The sequence below is a fragment of the Clostridium sp. Marseille-P2415 genome (genome assembly GCF_900155545.1).
GTDB lineage: Bacteria > Bacillota > Clostridia > Lachnospirales > Lachnospiraceae > Lacrimispora.
Genome location: NZ_LT732525.1, coordinates 632845 through 659468 on the forward strand (window position 1 = coordinate 632845; position 26624 = coordinate 659468).

Below are 26624 nucleotides of genomic sequence, written 5' to 3' on the forward strand. Positions count from 1 at the left end.
ATTCATTTACGCAAACGGCAAACAGAATTGTCCTATTCTTCCATAATTTCATACCGGAACCAGTCAAAATCTGCAAAATTATCCGTAATTTCATGGCCGGAGGAAGCATACATTCCCAGATAAGCTCCCACATACCCATCCGCCACCAATGTGCTCAAAATGGAACCATCCTCATTTAATGCCAGAGGAATGAATTCCCGCTCGCTGTTTCCGTAATAAAAATGATAAAAGCCTTCATTGCCTTCTATCATCAGATAGATTTTTCCGCAACCTGCTTCCACTGACCTGATCCGTTCCCGGACTCCATTTACAACCCGGTAACAGCTGACTGTTATCCGGTTGTTCTGCATCTGTTTCAAAATAAGAAAACTAAACCGTTCATTCTGGGTTATGACCAATCCGGCCTCTTCTCCGTTTTTTCCAGGTTTAAACTCCATTTTAAGGCCTGCCTGGAAATGATAATGCTGCTGGCGCCTTACAAGCATGGACGGCGTCCGGGTGTCTTCGATCATGACCGGACGCAGGTTCATCCGCAAATACCCCGGGCGCTCTGTTAACGAATAGAAAGGAGTCTGTACCGGACGCCTCATACACCAGATCATATCCAGTGTCTCCTCTTCAAAATTATCGACTCTGCTGTGAAGATGGGGCCTGTGCACCGGAAGGTCAGGCCTGCGTTCTATCAGATTAACCATTCCGTTGTGATTGTCCACCAGGGGCCAGCCGTCATAATCCCATGCCATCGGTATGATAAACACTTCTCTCCCCAAATTAAACTGCGCATTTTTGTTTCTGTCAGGCGTGCGGATCCATTTCCTCGGCTGATAGCGGTCATAGTCATCAATATGATGTTCATAAGGCCTGATTCCCAGCAAAGCCATATACCACTCACCATTCTGGGTTTCTACCAGGTCCCCGTGGCCTGTAACCGCTACGCCTAACGGATTGATCAGCCGCAGGTTCCGGTTTGTAACGACCGGATTTCTCGGACACGGTTCATACGGGCCAAAAAGATGATCGCTCCGCGAAATATTCACACAATGGTTGGTCTGGGTCCCTCCGCAGGCGGTTGTAAGATAATACCTGCCATTTATGTGATAAATATGAGGGGCCTCCATGTACAGGCTGCGGTCAATATTTCCATCGTAGATGATGCGGCGGTTTCCAATAAACTGAAATGTTACTTTGTCCAGTTCACTGAGATAGATCAGCTTATGGGACGGATATTTCTCTTTCTCAGGTACCATATTTCCGCAATACCACATTCTGCCCTTTTCATCAAAATACAGGGAAGGATCAATTCCGTCAGCGCCTTCAATGATCACTGCATCCGACCATTCCCCGGCCGGATCTTTTGCTGTAAGAATAAAATTATACCGGTATGTCCTCCCCTGAACGTCCAGTGTATTTACGATATAAAATATACCGTCATAATACCGGATCGTTGCTGCCCAGAGGCCTTCCGAGCTGTCACAGTTTCTATAATCAAGCTGACCGGGCCTGGAGACCGCATTGCCGATCTGCTCCCAATGTACCAGATCCCGGCTCTTAAAAACAGGAAGCCCCGGAAAATAACAGAAGGAGGAGGTCACCATATAATAATCTTCCCCCACTCTGCAGACCGACGGGTCCGGATATCCGCCCCGGATAACCGGATTGTAAAATATGTTGTCTTTCATAATCAAACCTCTGAAAATCACTCTTTGACCGCGCCTGCTGTCATGCCTGCGATCAGATATTTCTGCATTATTACAAATACTGCTAACGTAGGGATACTGGAAATAAGCGCCGCGCACATCAGATAATTCCACTGGATCTTATACGCATCGGCCATAGTGCTTATTGCATACGTAATTGTTTTCTTTTCATCTGCTGACATAAGAACGGATGCAAACATGTATTCATTCCAGTTCTGCAGGAATGCATATATGACTGTGGCCACCAGCCCCGGCAGAGCAATTGGCAGAATAATCTTATAAAATGTATGGAATGCACTGCTTCCGTCTACTCTTGCCGCTTCATCAAGCCCTGTTGGAATGCTTTTAAAGTATCCGTACATCATCCAGGTGCAAAACGGAATGCTGAAGGAAGCATATACAACCAGAAGACCTGTTCTCGTATTATTGAGATTTACAGAGCAGAGGATCTTATAATAAGGAATAATCTTCATGACTGCAGGAAACATCTGAGTCACCAGTAAAAAACCAAGAAGAAATGATTTTCCTTTAAAGTCATATCTGGAAAGGCTATATCCGCAAAGAGCTGCACATATCACTCCGAATACGGTGGATCCGCCAACGGATATTGTGCTATTTTTTATGTAAACTGCAATAGGATATTCCTTCCATATATTTATATAATTTTCCAGAGAGGGACCTGATGGAAACAGCCCCAGCCCTTTTGATAAGGTAATATCCGCCATGGATTTAAGTGAAGTGATCCCCATCCAGGACAATGGAAGCAAAACCCCAAGACAGCCGATGGTTAAAATCAGATATCCCAATGCGAATACGATTCTGTTCTTATTTTTCTTAGTCATCCCGTAACAACCTCCTGAACACTACGCCGATAAGGTAACATATAACAAGAATATAGACGGACTGCGCCGATGCGAATCCATATTTAAAATATGAGAATGCATTTTTATAAATTTCAATTGCAGAGACCATCGTGGAGCTTCCAGGGCCTCCGGAAGTCATCAGCCAGATCATCGTAAACTGCTTAAATACCCAGACAGTATCCAGGATCAGAATGGTTGTAAGAATGGGCTTTAACGCAGGGATCGTAATAAACCGGAACTTCTGCCAGGCATTCGCGCCATCGATCTTTGCTGCCTCATACATATCATTGGAGATCGTCTGAATGCCTGCCAATACCTGTACCATGACCAGGGGATATCCCTTCCAGATACTTACCAGGATTACACATGGAAACGCTGTTGCCGAAGTACTGAGCCAGCCTATGGGAGCAGACACCAGTTTATAGTGCAGGAGCAGTTCATTTATAATGCCGCCCTGGGTATTTAAAATCCATTTAAACAAATATGCGATCACCACATCGGGAAACAACCACGGAAGAATCAGGATTCCCCGGAAAAGTGTGCGCATTTTAATCTTCATATTCAGAATTGATGCAAAAATAAATCCGAATATAAAATGACCGGAAACGACAGTCACGGTAAAAATCAGGGTTTTCAAAAGACTATGCAGAAAGGAAGAATCTGTCAGTGCCTTTATATAATACTTCAGTCCTGTAAAACTCCATTTATTCACCAGGTTCGTGTCAAAGAAACTGATGTATATTCCGTAAAGGATCGGATATACGACCAGGAGCAGTATGGTCAGCGCTGCCGGGGCAATGAAACCATATGGCGTAAGTGCTGATTTTCGTTTATAACTGCTTACACTCTGAATTTTTTCCTTCAAAATCTTACCTCCCTCATAAAGAATGCCATGCATTACCGGGTAACACATGACATTCTTTCATACAGCAGCTAGTTGCCGTATGATTTTGCTATCTCCTCTGCTTTCGAAGCCGCTGCTTCTACCGCATCCTCAACAGATACCCCTTCCGATACAACGGACTGCCAGCATTTCCCGCAGGCATCCCTGAGTTCTGCCAGTCCTGCAAAAGCAGGGTAAATAACGGCATCATCCGATGCTTCTGTAAATCCGGAATATGCATCATCTTTTTCACATATTGCCGTCAGAGCATCTTTCACAACAGGGAGGCGGCAGGTAGCCTCGTTCCACGCCACACTATTATCCACGCTCGTCATAAATTTAAGAAAATCTGCAGCAACCTCAGGATTTTTACAAGTATTGCTGATGGCCATGCCTACACTGGAAAAGGAAGTCACAGGATCCACTCCTTCTGCCGTCGGCATGGGAAAGCTTCCCATTTTCCCCCGCATTTCAGGGTTTGCATTGTAAATACCGCCCAGAACATTTGATGCACTGAAGAACATGCAGGCTTTATCAGCAGCAAGCATGGTGTAGGCTTCCGAGTAGCCGGTCTCAATAAATCCAGGAGGTGTTACTCCCTCATTGGCTGCCATATCCACAAAAGACGCCATGGCACTCCGAAACGCATCGGTACCAAACCCGGACGTAAAACTGCCATCCTGATTGGGAGTTATAAAATCACAGCCATAGGTAAGTGCAAATGTCTGGAATCTTGACTCAGCAGAATCATTTCTTGTTCCGGCAAACGTGCAGCCATACCGGTCAGGCGTGCCATCTCCATTCAGATCTTCCGTAAGAGTTTTGGCGGCCTTGCGGAATTCGTCCCAGGTTTTAGGAATTTCAATCCCCTTCTCCTCAAAAAGATCTTTTCTATATACCATAGCCGTAACATTATTCTGCCATGGCATATATACCAGGGTTCCGTCAACCGTTGCATTCTCAACCGCAACATCCATCAGCCCGTTTAAATACTCCTCTCCTAACAGTTCCGCCATGTTGCCTACATTCATTCCCATCTCTAAGCAGTTAGCCGAGTAAGCTTCTGTCATTGTGAAAATATCAGGAAGAGTACCTGCGGTGGATTGTGTGATAAGTGTCGTATACAGATCATTCATGGAGCACTCTACGGGATTCAGCTTTACATTTGGATACATGGACATATACTCATCCATCACGTTCCTTAAATACGGGCCGCCGTCTGAATCACCCAATGATGTAATCATGACATCAAGCGTTACATCTCCTGCATTTGCAACATCATAGGTGCTGCAATAGTTTTTCCCTGCCCCATTTGCGCTTGTTTCCTGTGAGGCAGATGATGTCTGGGCTGCATCTGTTTCTACAGGATCCTGCTTTGTATCCGAACTGCCGCAGGCGCTCAGTGCCGAGCCAACCATAAATGCGGTGGCTGCAGCAAGGAACATTCCTCTTTTTTTCATAAACCCGTCCTCCTCTTGGTATAATTGTTCATTTTTATTTGCATTTTCACTTGTTTTTTGAACATTTTTATTATATAAATAAAGTAAATGTAAGTCAACTTAATCAAATTAAACTCATCTTTAGAATTTCTAACATTAGTTGTTCAACATTTACACTAAAGGAGTCGTTCAGAGAGGGATTTTATATTATGGAGACAAAACTGATTGAATATATCGTAACAATAGCAAAACATAAGAGTATATCAAGAGCCGCAGAAGAACTCTACGTCACACAGTCCGCTTTAAACCAACAGCTGTTGAAGCTGGAAAAGGAACTTGACGCTCCATTATTCTGCCGGGCAAGAAATAACTGGGAATTAACCGAAATCGGAAAACTTTATGTGGAAAATTCTGAACGCATTCTGCAGATCAAGAGAGAAACCTATGATCAGATCCAGGACATGTCCCAAAAATGGAAAGGCACCATAACCATCCGGCTTACTCCTGAGCGTGGAATTCAGATGTTCACCGCTATCTATCCGAAAATCCATGCTAAATATCCGGATACGACCTTTCAGCCCATAGAGGCAGATGTTGATTCCCAGGTCAGATTGCTGGATTCCAATGAACTTGATATCAGCTTTCAGACGATTTATGAAAGAAAATATAAGCACCTGGTATATAAAGAAATATTTAAGGAGCCATTTTATCTTTGCATACCCAAAACCCATCCTCTGGCATACAAGGAAAAACTGGCCCCTGAACACTATCCCGAAATATCCCTCACCGAATTCCGCAATGACTTATTTACGCTGGTAAAAAAATCCTCTACCATGCGCGTTGTGATAGACCGCCTGTTTGAAGAATCTGCTTTCAAACCAAAGCTTCTTTTTGAATCGACCAGCATGAGGACCATGCAGAAACTGACAGAGAACGGCCAGTGCTGCTCCATTATCCCACGCTGCTATGCCATCTCCAGCGATGGTGTATCTTATTATTCTTTAGGACAGAATGCAAGCTGGGAATTAGCGGCTGTATATACCAAAAACCACTATATTACCCTTGCTGCAAAAGACTTCATTTATATGGCTTCTGATTATTGGACCGCACATCCTTATATTGAATGATTCCTTTCCCTGCGGCTGGCATCTCTCATTTCCATTTTACACCGGTACATATTGGCATCGGCATTTAATATCACTTTATGTAAATCATCTCCCGGATGATATTCGGCAACTCCATAGGCAAAGGAAAGCGAAACTCCATGAACCATTTCGCAGTATTCCTGGGCCTCCTGCAGAACCTTCTTCATCTCATCGCCGCATAACCTGCTGCTGAGCAGGACAAATTCATCACCGCCGTACCGGTAAAGCTGCATATGCCTCAATTTCACCTTCAGAATGGCCGTCGCAGCACCGCAGATCGCAGCATCTCCGACAGAATGCCCAAACCGGTCATTCACCTTTTTCAAATGATTCAAATCAATCATTGCTACGGTACACACGGTCCGGCAATTTATTTTTTCCAGACGTTTTTCATAGGCTATCCGGCTGAAAGTACCGGTCAAAGGGTCGTATAGAATTTTCTGAGTCGTAAGCAGCAGCAAATAAAGGATAAAAGAAACCTCCGATACGCTCCATACCATAAAGCGCAGAGCCAAAAAAATCTCCATCACAACAGCCAGTCCAATGGCTCCCATGATCACCGTCAATAGGGCTGTTTCCGCCTTGCGGTTTGGCTTATCCTTTTGTTTTGCAGAACAGAAAATAAGATAAAAAAGATAGAACGCCGATACTGCAAACGGAACAATAAATAAAGGCCCCCGGGCATAGATATTTTCGCTGTTTATATGAAATACCCACCCTGACCATATACTTACCATACACAGGAAAATATTCAAAACCACCGGTAGAAAAAACAATTTCGGAAACCTCTTGGATCCTTCTGTCTCATAAATCAGCGCAAGAATCATAGGAGAAAACGGACTCATTGCGAAATTGATCCATGCCGTCACAGTCCTCAATTTCCATGCCAGCCCTTTAAGCACCACGGTACTTAAGCACTGGTCGGTCCAGGTAGTTGCAATCATTAGAAATATAACGCCGCTTTCCCAAAGGAGCAGCCGCTTTATGCGTTTTGAAAAAAGTTTGTCTGCCATGATCATTACCGTAAAAATCAGCAAAGTCACAACAGGAGTATAATAGGATTGCAGTGCATCAAAAAACATGGATTCCCCCTAAACGGTCTGATAATGTTTATTGCTGTTAAATCCCCGTTTTTTCTTTAAACAGAAAAACACAGGAGACGCTGCCAATGTATTTATGGTAGCACCTCCTGCATTTTTTTACAATTTCTTATTCTTTAATATTTTCAAAATAATATTCATTGACTTCCGTTCTATTCCAATATATCATATACTATCGGCACTAAAATTAAATTAATAACCATAGCAACCGCCAATCCTGCCATCATAAGTCTTGCCATAGGAACAAACAGCGCGTCTCCTCCAAATCCGAGCGGGATCAATCCCAGTACAGTAGTCATGGTACTCATAAGGATCGGACGGAACCTCCTTTGTCCTGCCGCACGGCATGCTTCATCCACAGTCGCACCTGCCGCCCTTTCCTCGTTGATAAATTCCACCAGCACAATCGCATTGGCAAGCACACACCCAAGAAGGCTGACAGCACCCAGCAGCGCGAAAAATGTCAAACGTTCCCCGGTTATAAACAGTCCCGCCACCCCTGACAGCACCCCAAAAGGAACGGATATAAAGATCAGCAGCGGGATTCGTATGGAATTGAACTGGAACAGCAAAATCATGAATATAATTGCTGCGGACAAAACAGCAACCCCGGCAATTGAAGTCAATACATCCATAAAATCGTGCTTCATACCTGATTTTTCCAGCGTCACTCCATCTGGAAACTTTGCAGTTTCCAACATCTTTTCCAGTTTCATCTGCAGTGTGATATCACTGTATTTTGACATATAATAACAGCCTACGGCCCGCCCACGCCGTCCGTCAATCCGTGTGATCGCACTGATTTCCGGATTCAGCTCCAATTCTGCAAACTGCTGGAGGGCATACTTATTTTGGCTGGCCGAGGATTTAATCCGGTAATTCTTCATTGAATTCTGAGCCTCTATATTGCTGTCCAGTTTAATCTCATATTCCTTGCCCTGATTACGGTAAAGGGAAACATCTCTTCCCATCAATGCAATGCTCAGTTCATTCTGCACTTCCGCTTTTGTAAGCCCAAGGCTGTTGAGCTTTTTCGTATCCATATTGACATAATAATTGTAAGTAGAAATTTCCTGTCCCGCGTCTATGTATTTTGTCCCCTCTAACTGCCGCATGAGGCCGGCCACTGTTTCCGCCGCCTGATTTAAGTCATCCAAATCCTCACTGTAAACCTTCATTTCAATAGGTTTTGATGTGAATGCGAAAATGCCCAGTTCATCCACCAGAACCGTACCGCCGCCAATCTTCGCATCCAATTCATTTTGCAGAAAATCAACCATTTCATGGGTTTCTTTAAAACGTCCGCCCTTTGATAAGTCCACTTTCACAAAAATATCTCCTATATTTTTTCCTGTTGACTTTGGCATTACGGAAAAATCATATCTGGGAATTCCGGTCCCGATTCCAGACAGATAGTATCTTGTCTCCGGCTGTTCATCCAGAACCCCCTCAATTTGGCGGATTACCGCCTCTGTTTTCTTAATATCATTTTCATCACTGCCCTTTAAGTCAATGGTTACCACATCCTTGTATGCTTTTGGGATGACCTGCATATCGATGATTGGCAGTGTCAAGGCACATACAGCCATGAAAATCAATGCAATCAGAATTGTACGCTTCTTATGCCGAAACGCTTTTTCAAACAGGCGGTCATATATCATAGCCAATTTCTGGGAGCCATCTTTTTTTACCTGAGCCGGTTTCAGAAATAAATAGGAGAAAAGCGGAGTAACCAGGAGTGATACCAGGAAAGATGCCGCCAGACAGGTGATAATCACAACCGGCAGAGTAAACGCCAGCTGACGGTACGCTCCAGACAACGCCAGCNGAATGGCCGTCGCAGCACCGCAGATCGCAGCATCTCCGACAGAATGCCCAAACCGGTCATTCACCTTTTTCAAATGATTCAAATCAATCATTGCTACGGTACACACGGTCCGGCAATTTATTTTTTCCAGACGTTTTTCATAGGCTATCCGGCTGAAAGTACCGGTCAAAGGGTCGTATAGAATTTTCTGAGTCGTAAGCAGCAGCAAATAAAGGATAAAAGAAACCTCCGATACGCTCCATACCATAAAGCGCAGAGCCAAAAAAATCTCCATCACAACAGCCAGTCCAATGGCTCCCATGATCACCGTCAATAGGGCTGTTTCCGCCTTGCGGTTTGGCTTATCCTTTTGTTTTGCAGAACAGAAAATAAGATAAAAAAGATAGAACGCCGATACTGCAAACGGAACAATAAATAAAGGCCCCCGGGCATAGATATTTTCGCTGTTTATATGAAATACCCACCCTGACCATATACTTACCATACACAGGAAAATATTCAAAACCACCGGTAGAAAAAACAATTTCGGAAACCTCTTGGATCCTTCTGTCTCATAAATCAGCGCAAGAATCATAGGAGAAAACGGACTCATTGCGAAATTGATCCATGCCGTCACAGTCCTCAATTTCCATGCCAGCCCTTTAAGCACCACGGTACTTAAGCACTGGTCGGTCCAGGTAGTTGCAATCATTAGAAATATAACGCCGCTTTCCCAAAGGAGCAGCCGCTTTATGCGTTTTGAAAAAAGTTTGTCTGCCATGATCATTACCGTAAAAATCAGCAAAGTCACAACAGGAGTATAATAGGATTGCAGTGCATCAAAAAACATGGATTCCCCCTAAACGGTCTGATAATGTTTATTGCTGTTAAATCCCCGTTTTTTCTTTAAACAGAAAAACACAGGAGACGCTGCCAATGTATTTATGGTAGCACCTCCTGCATTTTTTTACAATTTCTTATTCTTTAATATTTTCAAAATAATATTCATTGACTTCCGTTCTATTCCAATATATCATATACTATCGGCACTAAAATTAAATTAATAACCATAGCAACCGCCAATCCTGCCATCATAAGTCTTGCCATAGGAACAAACAGCGCGTCTCCTCCAAATCCGAGCGGGATCAATCCCAGTACAGTAGTCATGGTACTCATAAGGATCGGACGGAACCTCCTTTGTCCTGCCGCACGGCATGCTTCATCCACAGTCGCACCTGCCGCCCTTTCCTCGTTGATAAATTCCACCAGCACAATCGCATTGGCAAGCACACACCCAAGAAGGCTGACAGCACCCAGCAGCGCGAAAAATGTCAAACGTTCCCCGGTTATAAACAGTCCCGCCACCCCTGACAGCACCCCAAAAGGAACGGATATAAAGATCAGCAGCGGGATTCGTATGGAATTGAACTGGAACAGCAAAATCATGAATATAATTGCTGCGGACAAAACAGCAACCCCGGCAATTGAAGTCAATACATCCATAAAATCGTGCTTCATACCTGATTTTTCCAGCGTCACTCCATCTGGAAACTTTGCAGTTTCCAACATCTTTTCCAGTTTCATCTGCAGTGTGATATCACTGTATTTTGACATATAATAACAGCCTACGGCCCGCCCACGCCGTCCGTCAATCCGTGTGATCGCACTGATTTCCGGATTCAGCTCCAATTCTGCAAACTGCTGGAGGGCATACTTATTTTGGCTGGCCGAGGATTTAATCCGGTAATTCTTCATTGAATTCTGAGCCTCTATATTGCTGTCCAGTTTAATCTCATATTCCTTGCCCTGATTACGGTAAAGGGAAACATCTCTTCCCATCAATGCAATGCTCAGTTCATTCTGCACTTCCGCTTTTGTAAGCCCAAGGCTGTTGAGCTTTTTCGTATCCATATTGACATAATAATTGTAAGTAGAAATTTCCTGTCCCGCGTCTATGTATTTTGTCCCCTCTAACTGCCGCATGAGGCCGGCCACTGTTTCCGCCGCCTGATTTAAGTCATCCAAATCCTCACTGTAAACCTTCATTTCAATAGGTTTTGATGTGAATGCGAAAATGCCCAGTTCATCCACCAGAACCGTACCGCCGCCAATCTTCGCATCCAATTCATTTTGCAGAAAATCAACCATTTCATGGGTTTCTTTAAAACGTCCGCCCTTTGATAAGTCCACTTTCACAAAAATATCTCCTATATTTTTTCCTGTTGACTTTGGCATTACGGAAAAATCATATCTGGGAATTCCGGTCCCGATTCCAGACAGATAGTATCTTGTCTCCGGCTGTTCATCCAGAACCCCCTCAATTTGGCGGATTACCGCCTCTGTTTTCTTAATATCATTTTCATCACTGCCCTTTAAGTCAATGGTTACCACATCCTTGTATGCTTTTGGGATGACCTGCATATCGATGATTGGCAGTGTCAAGGCACATACAGCCATGAAAATCAATGCAATCAGAATTGTACGCTTCTTATGCCGAAACGCTTTTTCAAACAGGCGGTCATATATCATAGCCAATTTCTGGGAGCCATCTTTTTTTACCTGAGCCGGTTTCAGAAATAAATAGGAGAAAAGCGGAGTAACCAGGAGTGATACCAGGAAAGATGCCGCCAGACAGGTGATAATCACAACCGGCAGAGTAAACGCCAGCTGACGGTACGCTCCAGACAACGCCAGCAGGGAAGCAAACGCGCTGACCGTTGTCAGCATGGATATGAACACCGGAACCACCATTTCCTGCGTCCCCTCTATTGCCGCACTTACCCGGTCCTTTCCTTGGTCCAGCTTTGTCTGGATTGAGTCACTGATTACAATCGCATTATCCACAAGCATTCCCAGCACAATAATCAACGCCGCGAGAGAAACAAACTGAATCTGTGTTCCCATGATCTTCATAACGATAAAGTTAATCAGGATAGAAAGTGGGATTGCAATGGAAACAACGAGGCCATTGCGGAAATTCATCCCCAGCATGACCACAACCAGAACCAGCAGAACGGATTCCAGAAGATTCCAAAGGAAGTTGTTCACGGCATCCGATACCACATCCGGCTGGAAGTATACCTCATTCACTTGGATATTGGAAGGAGTCGAACTGTGGTACTGACCAATGCACTGGCGGATGGAATCTCCAAAATCTACTACGTTGATTCCAGAGTTAAAATACAGCGCAATCAGGTTTGCCTCCTCGCTGTTGTAAGTATAATGGGCACTGTCTTCGGGGCTCTGAATCTGAATATCCGCCACATCCGAAAGCCGGATAACCGTTCCCGCTTCTGATTGGCCAATAACAATATTTCTGATTTCATCCAGGCTCTCAAATTTTCCATTTGAGTTCACTGTCATAACGCTGTCATCTACATCAATGGTTCCCGTCGGGATAATACTATTTTGCGCCCCAATGATATTCGCTATTTCTGAGAGAGACACATCCAATGCATTCAGCCGGTCTGCATCCACATGAATCGCTGCTTCGGACTTCTGCTGGCCATAGACCTCTACCTTTCGGACGCCCTCCAAAAGCTTCAGCTGATCCTTTAGATCATCCGTCCTCTCAGCCAGTTCATCCCCCGTAAACCCGTTTCCGGTGACCGCCACAATCATGCCTGCCGTCTCCATTATATCTGTGTCAATGGACACAGACGTCACTCCGGAAGGAAGTGATGCCTTCAGTTCCTGCAGCCGGTTTCTCAAATCATCAAAGCTTTCATCCACTTCTTTCTGGCTGATATCCATGCTCAAAGACACCATAACTGCACTAACGCTGTTCATAGTGGTGGAGGTACAGGAATCAAATCCTTCCGTTTCCCGTATTACCTCCTCCAGTTTTTTTGTCACCAGTTCTTCCATATCCTCCGCTGAGGCCCCTGGATATACAACGCTGACAGAAGCCACCGGCAAAACCACTTCCGGAAAATGCTGTTTCGGTATGGACAGGTAGCTGATCATGCCGCTGATTGCTATCATTGCAACGATAATCAAGACTATAAATTTTTTCTTGATAATTATACTTACATATCCTTTTTTCATGACCTGTTTCCCTCATCTTGGCGGCTGCCTGTACCTGCGGTCTTCCCGGCTGCGGTTGACGGTGATGCGACAACGACAATATCCTGCTCTTTTACGTTTTTTACCCCATCGCTTACTACGGTCATTCCTTCCTCCAGCCCCTCTACCTGTACCATATCCTCCCGCAGTTCACACCGAATGATCTGTTTACGGGATACAAGGCCGCTTTCATCCACGACATAGACATAATCCAGGCCGTCTATATTGAAAATACTCTGTACCGGAACAAAGCATCCGTTTGTCTTCCCCGTGTTGACCTGCACATGTACCATGTCCCCGATCGCGTACTCATCTGAGTTAAAAACCACATCCACAATATAGGCCCTGGTCTTCTCGTCAGGATACTGTCCAATACTGTCAATCCGGGCATCCAGCCTCCCATCGATCTTCACCGCGCTTGTCAGGGTAACTTTGGAAATATCATCAGTCGAGACCCCTATGGAGACTACCTTCCGGCTGCTTTTCATGACGGCCACCGGATAACCGGCGGCAACCACTTCCCCCTCTTTATACGGCACTTCCATCACATAGCCGTCCGCATCCGCGTAAAGGACAGAGTCCTTTAAATTCTTTTCCGCCTGCTTTAAGTTATCCAGTGCTACTTCATAATTTCCGGCCAGCGTAACATACTGGCTTTCTTGCGCCTCCCACTCCTTGTCAGCAATATAACCGCTGCTATGCAGGGCTGCCGATGCATCCAATGCAGACTTAGCGGTATCCAATGATTTTTTTAAACCGTTGACATTTGCCCTGGCTTTATTTACATTGATTTCCAGGTCGAAAGTGTCCAGCTTCGCAAGCGGTGCGCCCGCATTCACCTCTTCACCTGCTTTTATATATACAGCTTCCAGTTTTCCTCCTGACAAAAATGAATAGTTTTTCGTTTCTTTCGCACGAATGATCCCCAGGTAATCCAGTCCGGTTTCATATTCCATAACATTGACCGATGTCGCATTTACGGTTTTCTGCTCTTTCAGCGCCGCATTTGTATCAGAGCACCCGGCAAGAAGAACCGTTATGGTAAGCATTACAATCAAATATCCTTTTCTCATATTGTTGTACCTCTCCTTTTCTGAATTCTGCCTTACTGTAAAATCATACAAAAAAGTCAAATTACATACAATGGACAATAATTTTCATTCAGTTACTTTTAGGACACTATGCGTGATATTTTTCAAAATTTATTGAATTAATGTTTTAACTCTGATAATATAAAATCAAATATTGTGATGGGCGGGGAATAGAATGGAAAAAAGAGAGGATCTGCGCACACTAAAAAGCAAACGCTTAATGAAAAACACATTTTTAGAACTGATAAAAGAAAAGGGATACCAGCATATTACGGTCATGGACATTTCCCGGCGCGCGCTTATTAATCGAAAAACATTTTATTTCCATTATGAAACCATAGAAGCCCTTTATGAAGAAATGACGAATGAGTATCTCCACCTGCTGGATTTCTCTGTACTGCTTCCAACCCTCCAGATTGATTTAAGACATTCGGATTTTTTGACAAAGGCTACCTTTGTTCTTGAGAAAATAAAAGAACAGAAAGAACCGTTTCAAATTATGATGAATGACCCAACCAACAACCGCTTTAATGAAAAGCTGAAGCACTTTCTATCTCTTTTCCTGACCGATACGATGAAATTGAACGACTACGCTGCTGCAAAAACGCTTCCTGGTCCCTTAATCCAGAACATTTACAGTTCTATTTTTTTTGAAATTATCAAATGGTGGATCGACCAGAATGATATTCCCGCAGAACGGGCTATTGCTCTAATGCTGTCCATGTTTTCAGATAATATGCTGGATGCGTTGGGTATCCGGATTATATCGTGACCCGCATGTATGACCTCTGTGATATTTTAAATCATTAAAACACAAATGAAAAACAACTCCTGCAATACTGTAGGAGTTGTTTCAGACTGCTCTGAATGTTACAATATACGTAACATTCAGGTGTTTTTATTGCTCCAGATTCCTTAAATAAATTTCTATTCTTTCTCAAAAATCTTCAATCTTCTCGCAATCTCTTCCGGTTCTGGTAGCATCTCCTTCATATCTTCTGGTAGTGAATTACTTAACTGATATGTTGCCACACCTATAGGCGCATTTGATTGCTTTAAAGCATATTCTACAAAAGTCTTGTCTTTATTCTTACAAATAATAATCCCAATAGAAGGATTCTCCTCTGGCAGCTTAACCTGTTCGTCCAGAACAGTAAGATATAATTGCATTTTCCCAGCATACTCTGCTTCAAACTCACCTATTTTAAGTTCTATTGCTATTAAACTCCGCAATCTTCTGTGAAAAAGCAATAAATCAATATATAAGTCTTTACTTCCAGCTACCAAATGATATTGATTTCCAACAAAGGCAAAATCCCCACCCATTTCTATTAAAAACGCCCGAATATGATTTACCAGTTGTATCTCCAACTCATGTTCTGAATACTCTGGTGACAGTTCCGCAAAATCAAAAGTATATTCATCTTTTACTGCCAATTTTGCCTGCACCCTCCGCTCTGGCGGTAATGTCAAATCAAAATTAGTCTGGTTGAGTAAGTATTTTTCGTATGTTTTTGCCTCAATAAAATTTGTTAAAATTCGTTTTGTCCATCCATAACGTTTTGTCATCTGAATATAAAATTCTTTCTGCAAATCTTCTTTACACTTTTCCATAATGACAATATTGTTACTCCAGCTAATTTCTCGCACCAGTGGTGCGAGTTTTTCAGACTCTCGATAACTCAAGTAAAAATTTCACATCCTCCATAGGTTTGCAGCCGAATATCCCTTTGCTCCGGGAAATTCTTTTTGTAATTCTTTTGATAAAACTTGTACAATGGATTTTCCCCACCCCTTCTCCTCTTGCTGTCTATATATTTCTTCACCAATTTCCCAATATAGATTTATTGTTTCAGCATTTATAATTTTTAGAACTTCAAATTGCTTCTTATGTATCAATCCTTTTATTTCATCAAGTAATGGCTCATATCCCATAATATCTATTTCATTCATTCTTACCTCCAAATCTCGCACCACTGGTGCGACAAATACAACAACATTATTCCTTCTTAGACTTCCTACGTAATTTCAGCTCAATTCCCTGTTCCTCTGCCACATTCTGAAACAGACCCACAACATAAGCAGCCCTTTCCTTAATCGCCCTATTCTCCAATTCCTTATTATCGTCTACCATTTCTATAATATCTTTTAATCTATAAGATTTACAGCAACGCAGAAAAAAGTTTTTCTTCTCCCATCATTTTTGTCTATTAAAATCTTTCATCTTATCATGTCACTACCACTTAAGAAATACTATATTAACTTTATCATAATTACCTTATTTTTTCTACCCTCGGCATTTGAAATAACGAAGTAAATAACGAAGTAGTTTCCTACTCCGCCCTATCAGCAATATACCAATTCACGCAATACAACTTCTTCCGCTAAACTCCGGATATTATTCATTCTTCCAACCCATAACATCTGATTTTCTGCCTTTAACTGCTCTGTCACTCCCTGCACCTTTTTCATTTGCTCAATTAGCAATTCCTCCATTTCATAACATTCCACATCAACCCCATGCAAATATTCATTCAGCTTGGATACTCCCAACTCGTCAGCAACTTCTTGTACACTCATAAAAATTTTGTTCTCCATATCGTTTCCTCCTCTTTCTTAACTAAACTATTTTGTTTAAGTTATATATGTATAATACTAAACATTTTAAGTTAAGTTAATAGGTTTTCAAAAAAATACTAACTTTTTTTGTTTAGTTATTCTTGCTATCTCAAATCACTCGTGCTATACTGTTTATAAACAAATAAGTTTAGGAGGTTTGCTATGGCAATTGGACAACGTATCAAATTCTTTCGTAACAGAAAGGGAATGACACAAAAGCAACTTGGGGAAATTCTCGGCTTTCTTGGTAAGACTTCTGACGTCCGCATGGCACAATATGAGTCAGAAACCAGAGTTCCCAAAACAGAACTGGTAAAGGAGATGGCTCACATTTTTGATGTCAGTGCACATGCCCTTACTGTACCAGATATAGATACCTATGTTGGTCTTATGCATACGCTTTTTACTTTGGAAGATATGTATGGACTGAAAATAGGAGAGATCGATGGAGAACTCTGCCTACGTCTGGATAAATCTGTTGGTACTTCATACCTTTCCATATTCGATATGTTCCTTGCTTGGCAAAAGGAAGCATCTCGGCTGGAAAGCAGAGAAATTACAAAAGACGAATATGACGAATGGCGATATAAATATCCAGAACTGGAAACTCTACAGACATCAAAGCTCATTAAAAAATCTAACAAGAAAAAATATTTTGCTCTGAGGTGATCCATGAAAATAATAAAAGAATTTTTACAAAGTGTATGGACTTTAAACACTGAACAAATCGCCATAATTTCTCTGCTAATCACACTCTTACTTTTTGTATTAGGAAAATATTATGAAAATCACATTAAGGTTTATGAAACCCGAAAAGCTGAGTATCAAAAGTTAATAGATTTCTTCCAAAAAATGTTTAGTACTACAGAAACTGATGCAGACAAACTGGCTTATGATATAACTCTAAAAAAAGATTTTTTAGATATGGGAGCCTCCCTAGCCATTTATGGATCTAAAAAGTTATACAAAACCTATTGCTTCTATCGTTGGCTTGCACTTGACGAAAATCTTCAAAAGAATCGTTGGTACTCAAAAGATATGCTAATATACTCATTAGGTGAAATGTACCAAATAATGCGCAGGGAAATAGGTTTAAATCATGAACTAATTCGTATTGATGTACCTGATATTTTAGCCTTCTATATCAATGATTTTACAAAGCCCGAATTCAAGAAAAAATTTTACATTTATCACTTTAATAAATATGCTCTTAAATCAGCTATTTTCTGGGGTAAAATAGAAGAATTTATCCCATTTGTATGGATTCAAAACTACATAATTAAGCCTCTATTCTTTCTTCTCTTTTGCATTATTCGTTTTCCTATTAAGTTAATTATTTTTACGCCTTTAAAATTCATAAAAAAACAAGTCACAGAATCTAAAAACAAGTAAAAAAACCTTACCAATTTTCAGTTATCATTTCTAAAAATCAGTAAGGTTTTTCTATGTTTATTAAAATAAATTATTCTTTGAGTTAGAGTCATATGTTGCCATATTGTTGCCAATTCCTAAACAAATTTGTTTGGAACCCCTCATAAATACTGGATTCTTTTAGGATCCAAATCACTCAAACTCATTGCCAGACCCCATTCTCATCAACCTGATATCCATCCGGCGTGACCGTATTCATCAGGCATTCTCCTGTCTGACTCAAATAATACCATTTGTCATGAACATTGATCCAGCCAACGGCCATACAGCCGTCTAAATTCATAAAATACCATTTTCCGTCCGTCAAAATCCAGTCCGTCTTCATTGCACCACTCTGGTCCATAAAGTACCAGACCCCGTTAACCTGATTCCAGCCGGTTGTCATATAACCTGTCTGACCAAAATAGTACCACATTCCATGGACCTTCACCCACTCTTCTTTCGGATAAGTCCCATCCTGTTTCTGGAAGCGCCAGCCGTTTGAATCCTTTAGCCAGTCTCCCTTTGTTTCATCGGAGCGGGTTTTTATGCCGTAGTCTCTGTCAGAATCAGAACCGCCATTGCCGGAATCCTTTCCCGGGGCCGGCTCAGGCTCAGGAGTTGGTGCCGGATTCGGATTAGGTTCCGCTCCGTTCCACTCCGCTTCCGGGCCGCTGTTGGTCCAATGGAACGGCCCGGTCCCATTTAAGGCTTTCCACCAGCGGTCCGCTGCTTCCACGCGGAATGTGTGATGCACAGCCGGATTCAGTCCTGTTACCGTACAGGAAGTGTCCTTCGTTGTATAAGCGCCGTTGACATGGTTAAAATAGTCCCCGTCCGCTGCATACACAGGCTTCCCGTCCGCATAAACGCGGTATGCGTAAATGCCTGATTCATCCTTGGGTTCTTTCCATGACAGGATTATGTCATTGCCGGCAGAAGAAACCGTTATCGCATCACTGGTCCATACCGGTGCAAGATAATCATAAGCCTTCGTCGTTTTTACCGAGGCATCCTCATACTTATAGGTCTGGTCTGAATCCGTAAATGCTTCCAGATATACTTCATTGCTGTCCTCCAGCATGCGGCCGATGGTCATGCTGATCTCATCCGCTTCCGGTTTTTCAAGCTGGTAATTATAAACCTCAGAAGCCAGCTCACCGTTTACATAGGCACGGTAACCCCGTACTCTGGAATCCGCCGCCTTTGCCGATTTGAATCTGGCGGTTCCCCAGGTATACCCGATCCCGCTGAATGTGAGCTTGCCATCCGGGGGTTCTTTTACCTCCGGGTCTTCTCCTCCGGATGTGGTCCAGTCATATTGGAGCCCCAAGACCCTGTTTCCCGGAGCATCGACCGCATATACCTTAAATACATAGGATGTATCAGGAGAAAGTCCTCCCAGTTCACAGGACGTACCTGTCACAGGCTTTGTAACATCGATCAATTCATCATTTAAATAAGTCTCTACGATATAGCCTTTTATTCCTCCGCTGCCGGCCTCCTGTTCCCCGTCTTCTGCCGCAGGCCACTTTAACTTCACCTTTCGTTCCGATCCGCCCTTTGAAGCTTCCGATGCGCTGGCAACCATCAGGACATCATCCGGCCATACCGGCTTTGCCATGGCATCACAGGAAGCGGCGGACTGGGTCGTGGTTCCCGTAAAGCTTAAGTCATTGCAGAAGTTTATGGATCCCCACGCCTTATAATCGGAGGCCGCAGCATCGTTATCATTTTTTTCGATCCCCTTCCAGTTCATGACCACGTTATGGAAGGCGGCATTGGAGACACCTGCCAGCTTTTCCGAACTTTTTGCCAGCGACGGATCAATATTTGTAAACGTAATATCCTGGAAATACAAATCGTGGTGGGTATGCCACGGCTGATACATCTTTTCATAATCCACAGATGCCGCTATTTCAAACGTATTCGTTGTAATGGTATCTGCCGTAATATGATACGCATCAATATTATGAAACTCCGCCGGCTTATCTGCCGGTTCTACTGTTACCGTCTGATTTACATCGGAATAGGAAGTGCTGAAGGTAAATACCTGTTTCGCATCCCCCACGGCGCAGTCGCGGATCAGGACATCGTATACCCCGCCGCCGTTTGCAGGGGCGCTTTTGAACCGGAACGGCATATCACTGTGGTTTAAGACATTATCCTCCACCAGCATTTCACCGATGCCCGCTCCGGTGTGGCTGCCTGCCGCAATGGCTCCGCCATGGCATTCGCGGAGAAAATTGTTAAAGGTCCAGATATTGCTTGATGGCTTCTGTTCCGTATCCAGTACGCCTTTTCCCATGCCGGTGGCAAAATTGACCGCATCATCACCCGTATCGAAAAAATTGTTAAAAACCATGGCATTTTGGGTATTGCCAAGTTCGATCCCATCCCCATTATTTGCATCGTATGTAATGTATTTTACATTATCAGAAACCACATTTTCACTGTCAAGGACTGCAATGGTGTGATTGGCAGGATTTTCCGCCGTAATGCCTTCGATATAAACCCCATTTACGCCGCGGAGTACAATCAGATTCGGCCTCGTCGCATAGGCTTCACTGTTACTTAACCCATTACTTTTCCCATTGTCAAAAGCACTCTTAGCCAAAATGCCAAAATTACTGCTTCCGGAAACCTTGCTGTTGCTTCCTGCCACCCAGTTCTTCAGCGCATATTTCTGAAGATCTGCTTTTGTCCAGTCAGGGTCACCGCTTTTTCTTTCCTGATAAGCGGGTGAATAACCGTCTCCGCTTATGGTACTTCCGGAGCCATATTTCCACCCATTGCCATAAACCGTACCTTTTCCGACAATACGGATATTTTCAAACATTCCGTTTTCATCCGCGCTGTAGGCATTGATCAAAGCCCAGGACCTGGTATCGGTGGAATAGGGATACAGCAGGTAGTTCCGGTCATAATGGTCCACATTCGGAGAACCGAAAAGAACCGCCCCTTCCTCCAGTTCCAGAGTCATGTTACTCTTTAAATACAAAGAACCTGACATATAGATTCCGGCCGGAATCACCACCTTACCTCCTTCGGTACAGGCATCAATGGCGCTCTGGATCGCTTTTGTATTCTTTTCAATAAAGGCATCTGTTTCTTCATCACAGGAGGTAATGCCTGCTTCTGCCGGCTCCGCTCCGTAATCCCGGATATCGAATACTTCCGGCGTCCCTGTGGTAGACCATGTGACGGAAGCCTTATCCCCCAGCTCTGTCCCATCCGCATCCACCGCCACAACGGAAAATGTATAATTTGTGTCCGGTGTGAGCCCGTCTGCCCGGAAGGTATGGATATCCGCCTTCACCATATCAATGTCCTGAGCATCATAATAATCGTAAAAAGCGTTCATATAGGTATTTGCCCAGTCCGCATGCTCTGCAAAGCTGCTCCTCGCATCCCCTATCTTTGCATCATCACGGTATACATAGTAATTTGCCACATCCGCATAATTCTCCGGCTTATCCCAAACCAGAGTAATGGATGTATCATCATAAGCAAGTTCAGGTACTCTTACATTTGTCACGTCGCTGCTTCCTTCCGACCTGCTGTAACGGCTTTCAGCCATCAGCGGGAGTGATGCATTGGATGCCGAGGCAATTGCAGCCGAAGGCGTGGCCGCTTTCTCCAATAACGAGACAGCCCCATAAGCCTGGGAAGCATCCGCTTCGGATTGCGTGGCTGCTGCTTCGGATGGTGTGGCTGTATTTCTGCCATTTAAATCCGAGAACAATTCTGCATATGCTATGCCCCCGCCCGATACTCCAAGCGGAAACAGCATGGCCACGGTAAGGATTACCGATAATGCCTTCCTGCACCGTTTCAATATGACATTCATTTTGCTGCCCTCCCAAATAGTAGTGTAAGCGCTTACAAAATCATTCTACAGCGAGGAAATTAATTAAGCAACTATTTTCTAACCTCTTTTCCATTTTTTGTAAATAAGCCATAAGTTCATTTGGCATTTTTATACAAGTATCCCTTTTCATGGTTTTACTTTTTGTACTTTTCCACTATATTATTTTAATTATTTTTAGTTAAGTTTTCTGTGGTTAAGTACTTACATTTTTCGACATTTTTTGTAACAAGTAAGCGCACCAACGAAAAAAGCTAAACAATCTTTAAGACAGAATCTTATTCCTTATTAAGGTTTTTCCTTTATCATGAATCTAATTCTATAAAAAGGAGGCAGATTATGATTGAAGAAATATTAAAGTACAATGATATTTTTGTAAACAGCGGTTTTTATAAACCTTTTGCTTCAAACAAATATCCCAGAAAAAGGCTCGCCATATTAACCTGTATGGATACCAGACTGGTAGAACTTCTGCCGGCTGCACTTGGAATCCATAACGGAGATGTAAAGTTAATAAAAAATGCAGGCGGTATGATTTCAGACCCTTTTGACAGCACAATCCGCAGCCTGTTGATCGCTGTTCTGGAATTCGGCGTGGAAGAAGTCATGGTCATAGGCCACACCGATTGCGGAGCAGCCGCCATATCCCCGGAAACCATCATCACCCATCTGATCCAGCGCGGCATTACAAGGGAAACCATACTCCGGCTGAAAGAGGAAGGACTGGACTTTGAATCCTGGTTCCAGGGCTTTGAAAACACGAAATCTTCTGTTCAGAATTCAGTCTCCCTGCTTAAGGACCATCCTCTTATGCCGGCCAATGTGGTGATCCGGGGCTTTGTAATGGATATTACGTGCGGCAGGCTGGACCCGGTCTCTTAATCCGTACATAGAAACAGCGCCGGAATCAGATTCCGGCGCTGTTTCTAAATTTGGATTTTATTTTAGGATTCTATTAAATAGACAGTACACCAAGTAAAAGGCCAGCCACCAGGCAAACAAGACTCACTCCCCATATCCACAGGAAACAGGTCTTAATATGGTCTTTGATCTCCACTCCCGCTAAGCCGATTCCCAGGAAGGTAGCCGGTACAACAGGGCTTATAAAGGTTGCGCAGTTGCGGCATACCACCATGGCGATTGCAATATGCGCAGGATCTACGCCAAAACTGTTTCCCACACTGATCAAAACCGGGAGAAGCCCATAGAAATAGGAATCCGTACAGAACATTAAGGTTAACGGCACGGACAATACTCCGATGATCAATGGCAGGAAGTGTCCCATGGACTGCGGTATGAATGCCGCCAGCACACTGGCCATATGGTTCATGATCTCACTGTCTTCCAATACTCCGAGGAATACACCGGCAGCAAGAATGGTGGAAGCCATCATAAGGGCAGGGCCTGCATGGGACTTAATGATCTTATTCTGCATTTTAGCGCCCGGATAGTTGACTAAAAGCGCAACGACACATCCGATCATAAACGTATAATAAGACGGTACCGGCAGGAAAATAAGACAAACAATGATAAATAATGTCAGGATCACGTTGAAGGCAAACAGCTTAGGCCTTGCCAGTTCCCCGATTTCAGCGGCAGAAGCGCTTTCTTCCAGAGCTTCGGTATCTTCCATGACAAGAGTGCTGTTGATTCCGGCCCCTCTCTTCTTTTCAACAACTCCCCAGAAAAACGCAGTAAACAGAGCAACTACGATGCCCACCAGCTGCATTGGCAAAAGCTTCATCCAAAGGACATTGGCTTCTACCTCCAATACGGAGGCCGCACGCATGGTAGGGCCGCCCCACGGAAGCAGGTTCATAACGCCCATGGAGGTGACACATATTAAAAGCAGCGTTGTCGGACGCATTCTTAATTTCTTATAAACAGGCAGCATGGCCGGAATGGTGATCAAAAATGTAGAGGCACCGCCTCCATCCAGATGGCCGATCATGGCGATAATGCAGGTCATAAATGCCACACCTACCACATTATTCCCCACTTTTTTCATCAGCGCGTTTATGATGCGGTCAAACATTCCCGCATCGGTCATAATTCCGAAAAACAGAACGGAAAATATGAACAGCGCAGCAGTAGAGTGTACCCCGGATACCCCTTTCTTTATAAAATCCCCAACTTCACTGACTGTAAAGGTTCCGGTCAGGACCAGGATCAGCGCACTTATGGTAGATACACCGATAAATGCCAGTGCCGGAACAGTAACATTTTTCAGCAGTAAAACAATGATCATGATAATGGTTGCAAATCCCAATAATGCAAGCATTGTCTCATTCATGTTTTCTTCCTCCTCAATTTTTTTATTTATGAGAACAGTATAAAAGCCCAACCTTACACCCTTCCTCCTTCTCTCTTTCATTTCTTTAAGAGAAAAATTAAAAGTTATTAAGATTAGGCTTTTCTTTTATACTCTTTCCTTGCAGTTCTTTACCGCTTTTAAAATGGCGGAATCGGAAACCGGTTTGTCGATGTATTCATCAATTATTTTCCGTTTCTTGGCCTCCAGAATTTCCCTCGTCACCCGGTCCGTCATAATGATCCGGATGATGTCCGGATATTGCCCCTGGAGGGACATGCAGAAATCCGTGCCGCTTTTCCCGGCAATATAATGCTCCGTCACAATGGTATCCACTTCCTGCTCCTTCAAAACTCTCCTGGCCTCCTCAAAGTCCATACAGGCCATCAAGGGCACATGAAGCCTGTTAAAATTCTTTTCCAGCAGTCTTAATACCTTTGGATTGTCGTCCACGACCAGAAGCCTTAAAAGGTCCCCGCTTTCCTCCTCTGTTTCCTGCTGCCCTTCCTGCTCCTTCTGTTCATTCACAGGAAGGTAAACATGAAAGACACTGCCTTCTCCCAGTCTGCTTTCGGCAAAAACATATCCTTTGTGGGAATGAACAATCTGCTCTACCAGAGAAAGGCCCAGGCCCGTTCCGGCCCCATTTTTCTTTGTCGTAAAAAACGGATCGAAAATCTGCTTTAGCACCTCTTCGCTCATGCCTTCCCCATCGTCTGCAATGTCGATCCGGATGTAATGATTCCACTCTTCCGAAACAGAAGAAAGCTTGTACTGTTTTAATTCCTCCGGCCCTACCTCGCTTCCCGTAATGGTTATATTTCCTTCCCTGTGACCGATCGCATGGATCGCGTTCACGCAAATATTTAATATGACCTGATTCATCTGGGTTTCATTTCCCAGAAAGCATTCATCGGTTAATATAATTTCCACCTTTAAATGAACATGGGCCGGACACACGGAGCTTACCATTTTTATGGCACGGCCCAGCACCTTTTCAGCGTTTATGTTTTTAAAGGCGGTCTCCATATTTTTTCTGCTTAAGGAAGAAATCTGCTGGATGATCTCTTTTGCCTTTCCGGAAGCCTCATAAATCTCCGATGCGCTGTCATAGCTTTCCGAATCCCCGGGAAGATCAAGCATCAGCAGTTCGGCATATCCCATGATCGGCGTGAGTAAGTTGTTAAACTCATGGGCAATGCCTCCGGTCATGGTCCCCATAACCTGAAGCCTCTGTTGGTGGGCAATTGTTTCTTCACTCTGATGCAGTTCCTCCAAAATTTTATTAAGCTCCCAGAGATAGGCGATTTCTTCTGTATCCTTCCTCTTCTGGACCCGCAAGTCCCCGATGTAGAATACCATTCCGAGGACCACTGCAACGATTCCGAAAAAGACCAGGCCCAGCTTAAAAAATCCTGCTGCAACCGGGATATAAATATCATTGTAATCAATGACCGCACTGACCACTAAAAAGCTGTCTCCTATGACAGCCGGGGAATAGGCGCTGATCTTTTTCACTTCCGGCACCCCCGGGTCGGTCCACCAGTAGGAATAGTACTCGGAGACCCCCGCCTCTCCTCTGTTCTGCTTTTCAATCATCTTCTGAAGGCTGGTTAAATCCTTATCCGGAAACATCTCCTGCCGGCCTGAAATTACATTGATCCCCCACTGGCTTTCCTGGGGGTGAATGAGGATGATACCTTTTGAATCCTTTATTATCACATATCCATTGGTTCCAAGGCGGATATTGGAAACCAGTGACTTGTAATAATTTTTTTCATTTATGACAACGGAAATGGAGTTACCGTCGGTAAGATTCTTCTTTAAAATCAGATACAATTCCCCATTTTCCAGTCTGCACTGCCGAAAGCTTACATCCTGGCTGATTTTCGTCACGGAATAGGTTTGTGTTACCCCATATCCATGGATGCTTTTTAACAGTTTTCCGTCTTCATTCTCCAGAATGACATCATAAACAAACCGGTTATGATAAGTGACATAATCCTGAAGCAAGCTCCAATCCTTCCTCCCGGTTTTTTTATAATTCTCTTCTTCCATGGAACACAGGGTGTTTAAGTCCGCCTGATATCCTTCAATAAAAACCTTTAAATTTTCTCCCATGGTCTGGGTCGTCAAAATCATCTGTCTCTTTTGATTGTCTATGATCGCCTCTTTATATTCCTCCCAGATGCTGAATACAAGACAACAAAAAATAAGCAGTACGGCTGCCATAGCACAAAACATGAATACCGCCGCATATTTCTTATTCTCTTTTATTTTGTTCATGAATCTGCCCCTCATTTGTCTGTTCCTCATTGACTTGTCT

At 43.5% G+C, this 26624-nt stretch carries 19 protein-coding genes and 1 pseudogene; 5 read left to right on the top strand and 15 right to left on the bottom strand.

Annotated features, from left to right (window positions below):
* Positions 1-32: 32 nt before the first annotated feature.
* The 4 genes from BQ9856_RS02995 to BQ9856_RS03010 all read right to left on the bottom strand — a co-directional run bounded on the left by BQ9856_RS02995 (position 33) and on the right by BQ9856_RS03010 (position 4903).
* A complete protein-coding gene (locus BQ9856_RS02995) occupies positions 33-1679 on the bottom strand; it encodes a glycoside hydrolase family 43 protein (protein WP_077609644.1) in 1647 nt (548 codons plus the stop codon).
* Positions 1680-1696: 17 nt separating this feature from the next.
* Positions 1697-2539, bottom strand: a complete 843-nt coding sequence (locus tag BQ9856_RS03000) for a carbohydrate ABC transporter permease (RefSeq protein ID WP_077609645.1) — start codon at positions 2537-2539, stop codon at positions 1697-1699.
* Positions 2532-3425, bottom strand: a complete 894-nt coding sequence (locus BQ9856_RS03005; RefSeq protein ID WP_077610017.1) for a carbohydrate ABC transporter permease — start codon at positions 3423-3425, stop codon at positions 2532-2534. The genes BQ9856_RS03000 and BQ9856_RS03005 overlap by 8 nt, the downstream gene beginning before the upstream one ends.
* Before the next feature lie 68 nt (positions 3426-3493).
* Positions 3494-4903: an ABC transporter substrate-binding protein gene (locus tag BQ9856_RS03010; RefSeq protein WP_077609646.1), complete on the bottom strand. Its 1410-nt coding sequence runs from the start codon at positions 4901-4903 to the stop codon at positions 3494-3496.
* A gap of 188 nt (positions 4904-5091) precedes the next feature.
* Here BQ9856_RS03010 and BQ9856_RS03015 point away from each other — a divergent pair, with 188 nt between their 5' ends.
* Positions 5092-6009 (top strand): LysR family transcriptional regulator, encoded by a 918-nt coding sequence (locus BQ9856_RS03015; protein ID WP_077609647.1) that lies wholly within the window; start codon positions 5092-5094, stop codon positions 6007-6009.
* On the opposite strand, the gene BQ9856_RS03020 is transcribed toward BQ9856_RS03015, so the two are convergent.
* The 4 genes from BQ9856_RS03020 to BQ9856_RS03035 form a co-directional block, all read right to left on the bottom strand.
* Positions 5997-7109 carry a GGDEF domain-containing protein gene (locus tag BQ9856_RS03020; RefSeq protein ID WP_077609648.1) on the bottom strand — a complete coding sequence of 371 codons (1113 nt, stop codon included), beginning with the start codon at positions 7107-7109 and terminating at the stop codon, positions 5997-5999. The two genes, BQ9856_RS03015 and BQ9856_RS03020, sit on opposite strands and share 13 nt — an antisense overlap.
* Before the next feature lie 170 nt (positions 7110-7279).
* Positions 7280-9784 carry an efflux RND transporter permease subunit gene (locus BQ9856_RS03025; protein WP_077609649.1) on the bottom strand — a complete coding sequence of 835 codons (2505 nt, stop codon included), beginning with the start codon at positions 9782-9784 and terminating at the stop codon, positions 7280-7282.
* 170 nt (positions 9785-9954) lie between these two features.
* Positions 9955-12981 (bottom strand): efflux RND transporter permease subunit, encoded by a 3027-nt coding sequence (locus BQ9856_RS03030; RefSeq protein WP_077609650.1) that lies wholly within the window; start codon positions 12979-12981, stop codon positions 9955-9957.
* A complete protein-coding gene (locus BQ9856_RS03035; protein WP_077609651.1) occupies positions 12978-14072 on the bottom strand; it encodes an efflux RND transporter periplasmic adaptor subunit in 1095 nt (364 codons plus the stop codon). Before BQ9856_RS03035 ends, BQ9856_RS03030 begins: the two co-directional genes overlap by 4 nt.
* 193 nt (positions 14073-14265) lie before the next feature.
* On the opposite strand from BQ9856_RS03035, the gene BQ9856_RS03040 reads away from it, so the two are divergent.
* On the top strand, positions 14266-14862 hold the full coding sequence (locus tag BQ9856_RS03040; protein WP_077609652.1) for a TetR/AcrR family transcriptional regulator: 597 nt from the start codon (positions 14266-14268) through the stop codon (positions 14860-14862).
* A 155-nt stretch (positions 14863-15017) separates the two neighbouring features.
* Here the strand turns inward: BQ9856_RS03040 and BQ9856_RS25100 are convergent, their stop codons facing one another.
* The 4 genes and pseudogenes from BQ9856_RS25100 to BQ9856_RS03050 form a co-directional block, all read right to left on the bottom strand.
* A complete protein-coding gene (locus tag BQ9856_RS25100) occupies positions 15018-15539 on the bottom strand; it encodes a DUF1016 domain-containing protein (protein WP_268875579.1) in 522 nt (173 codons plus the stop codon).
* 63 nt (positions 15540-15602) lie between these two features.
* Positions 15603-16043 (bottom strand): annotated as a pseudogene (locus BQ9856_RS25105) (DUF1016 N-terminal domain-containing protein); the annotation flags it as partial.
* Positions 16044-16089: 46 nt separating this feature from the next.
* Positions 16090-16224, bottom strand: a complete 135-nt coding sequence (locus BQ9856_RS25420) for a hypothetical protein (protein WP_268875573.1) — start codon at positions 16222-16224, stop codon at positions 16090-16092.
* A 212-nt stretch (positions 16225-16436) separates the two neighbouring features.
* Positions 16437-16688, bottom strand: a complete 252-nt coding sequence (locus BQ9856_RS03050) for a TnpV protein (protein ID WP_077609653.1) — start codon at positions 16686-16688, stop codon at positions 16437-16439.
* Positions 16689-16871: 183 nt separating this feature from the next.
* Between BQ9856_RS03050 and BQ9856_RS03055 the strand changes: the two genes are divergently transcribed.
* Together BQ9856_RS03055 and BQ9856_RS03060 are read left to right on the top strand one after the other, a co-directional pair.
* A complete protein-coding gene (locus BQ9856_RS03055; protein ID WP_077609654.1) occupies positions 16872-17378 on the top strand; it encodes a helix-turn-helix domain-containing protein in 507 nt (168 codons plus the stop codon).
* A gap of 3 nt (positions 17379-17381) precedes the next feature.
* A complete protein-coding gene (locus tag BQ9856_RS03060; protein WP_077609655.1) occupies positions 17382-18101 on the top strand; it encodes a hypothetical protein in 720 nt (239 codons plus the stop codon).
* 181 nt (positions 18102-18282) lie between these two features.
* Here the strand turns inward: BQ9856_RS03060 and BQ9856_RS03065 are convergent, their stop codons facing one another.
* Positions 18283-21969, bottom strand: a complete 3687-nt coding sequence (locus BQ9856_RS03065; protein WP_077609656.1) for a fibronectin type III domain-containing protein — start codon at positions 21967-21969, stop codon at positions 18283-18285.
* 357 nt (positions 21970-22326) lie between these two features.
* Here BQ9856_RS03065 and BQ9856_RS03070 point away from each other — a divergent pair, with 357 nt between their 5' ends.
* On the top strand, positions 22327-22869 hold the full coding sequence (locus BQ9856_RS03070; protein WP_077609657.1) for a beta-class carbonic anhydrase: 543 nt from the start codon (positions 22327-22329) through the stop codon (positions 22867-22869).
* A 73-nt stretch (positions 22870-22942) separates the two neighbouring features.
* Here the strand turns inward: BQ9856_RS03070 and BQ9856_RS03075 are convergent, their stop codons facing one another.
* Together BQ9856_RS03075 and BQ9856_RS03080 are read right to left on the bottom strand one after the other, a co-directional pair.
* Complete coding sequence (locus BQ9856_RS03075; RefSeq protein WP_077610018.1) at positions 22943-24280, bottom strand: CitMHS family transporter; 1338 nt, start codon at positions 24278-24280, stop codon at positions 22943-22945.
* 126 nt (positions 24281-24406) lie between these two features.
* Positions 24407-26584 carry an ATP-binding protein gene (locus BQ9856_RS03080; RefSeq protein WP_077610019.1) on the bottom strand — a complete coding sequence of 726 codons (2178 nt, stop codon included), beginning with the start codon at positions 26582-26584 and terminating at the stop codon, positions 24407-24409.
* Positions 26585-26624: the final 40 nt, after the last annotated feature.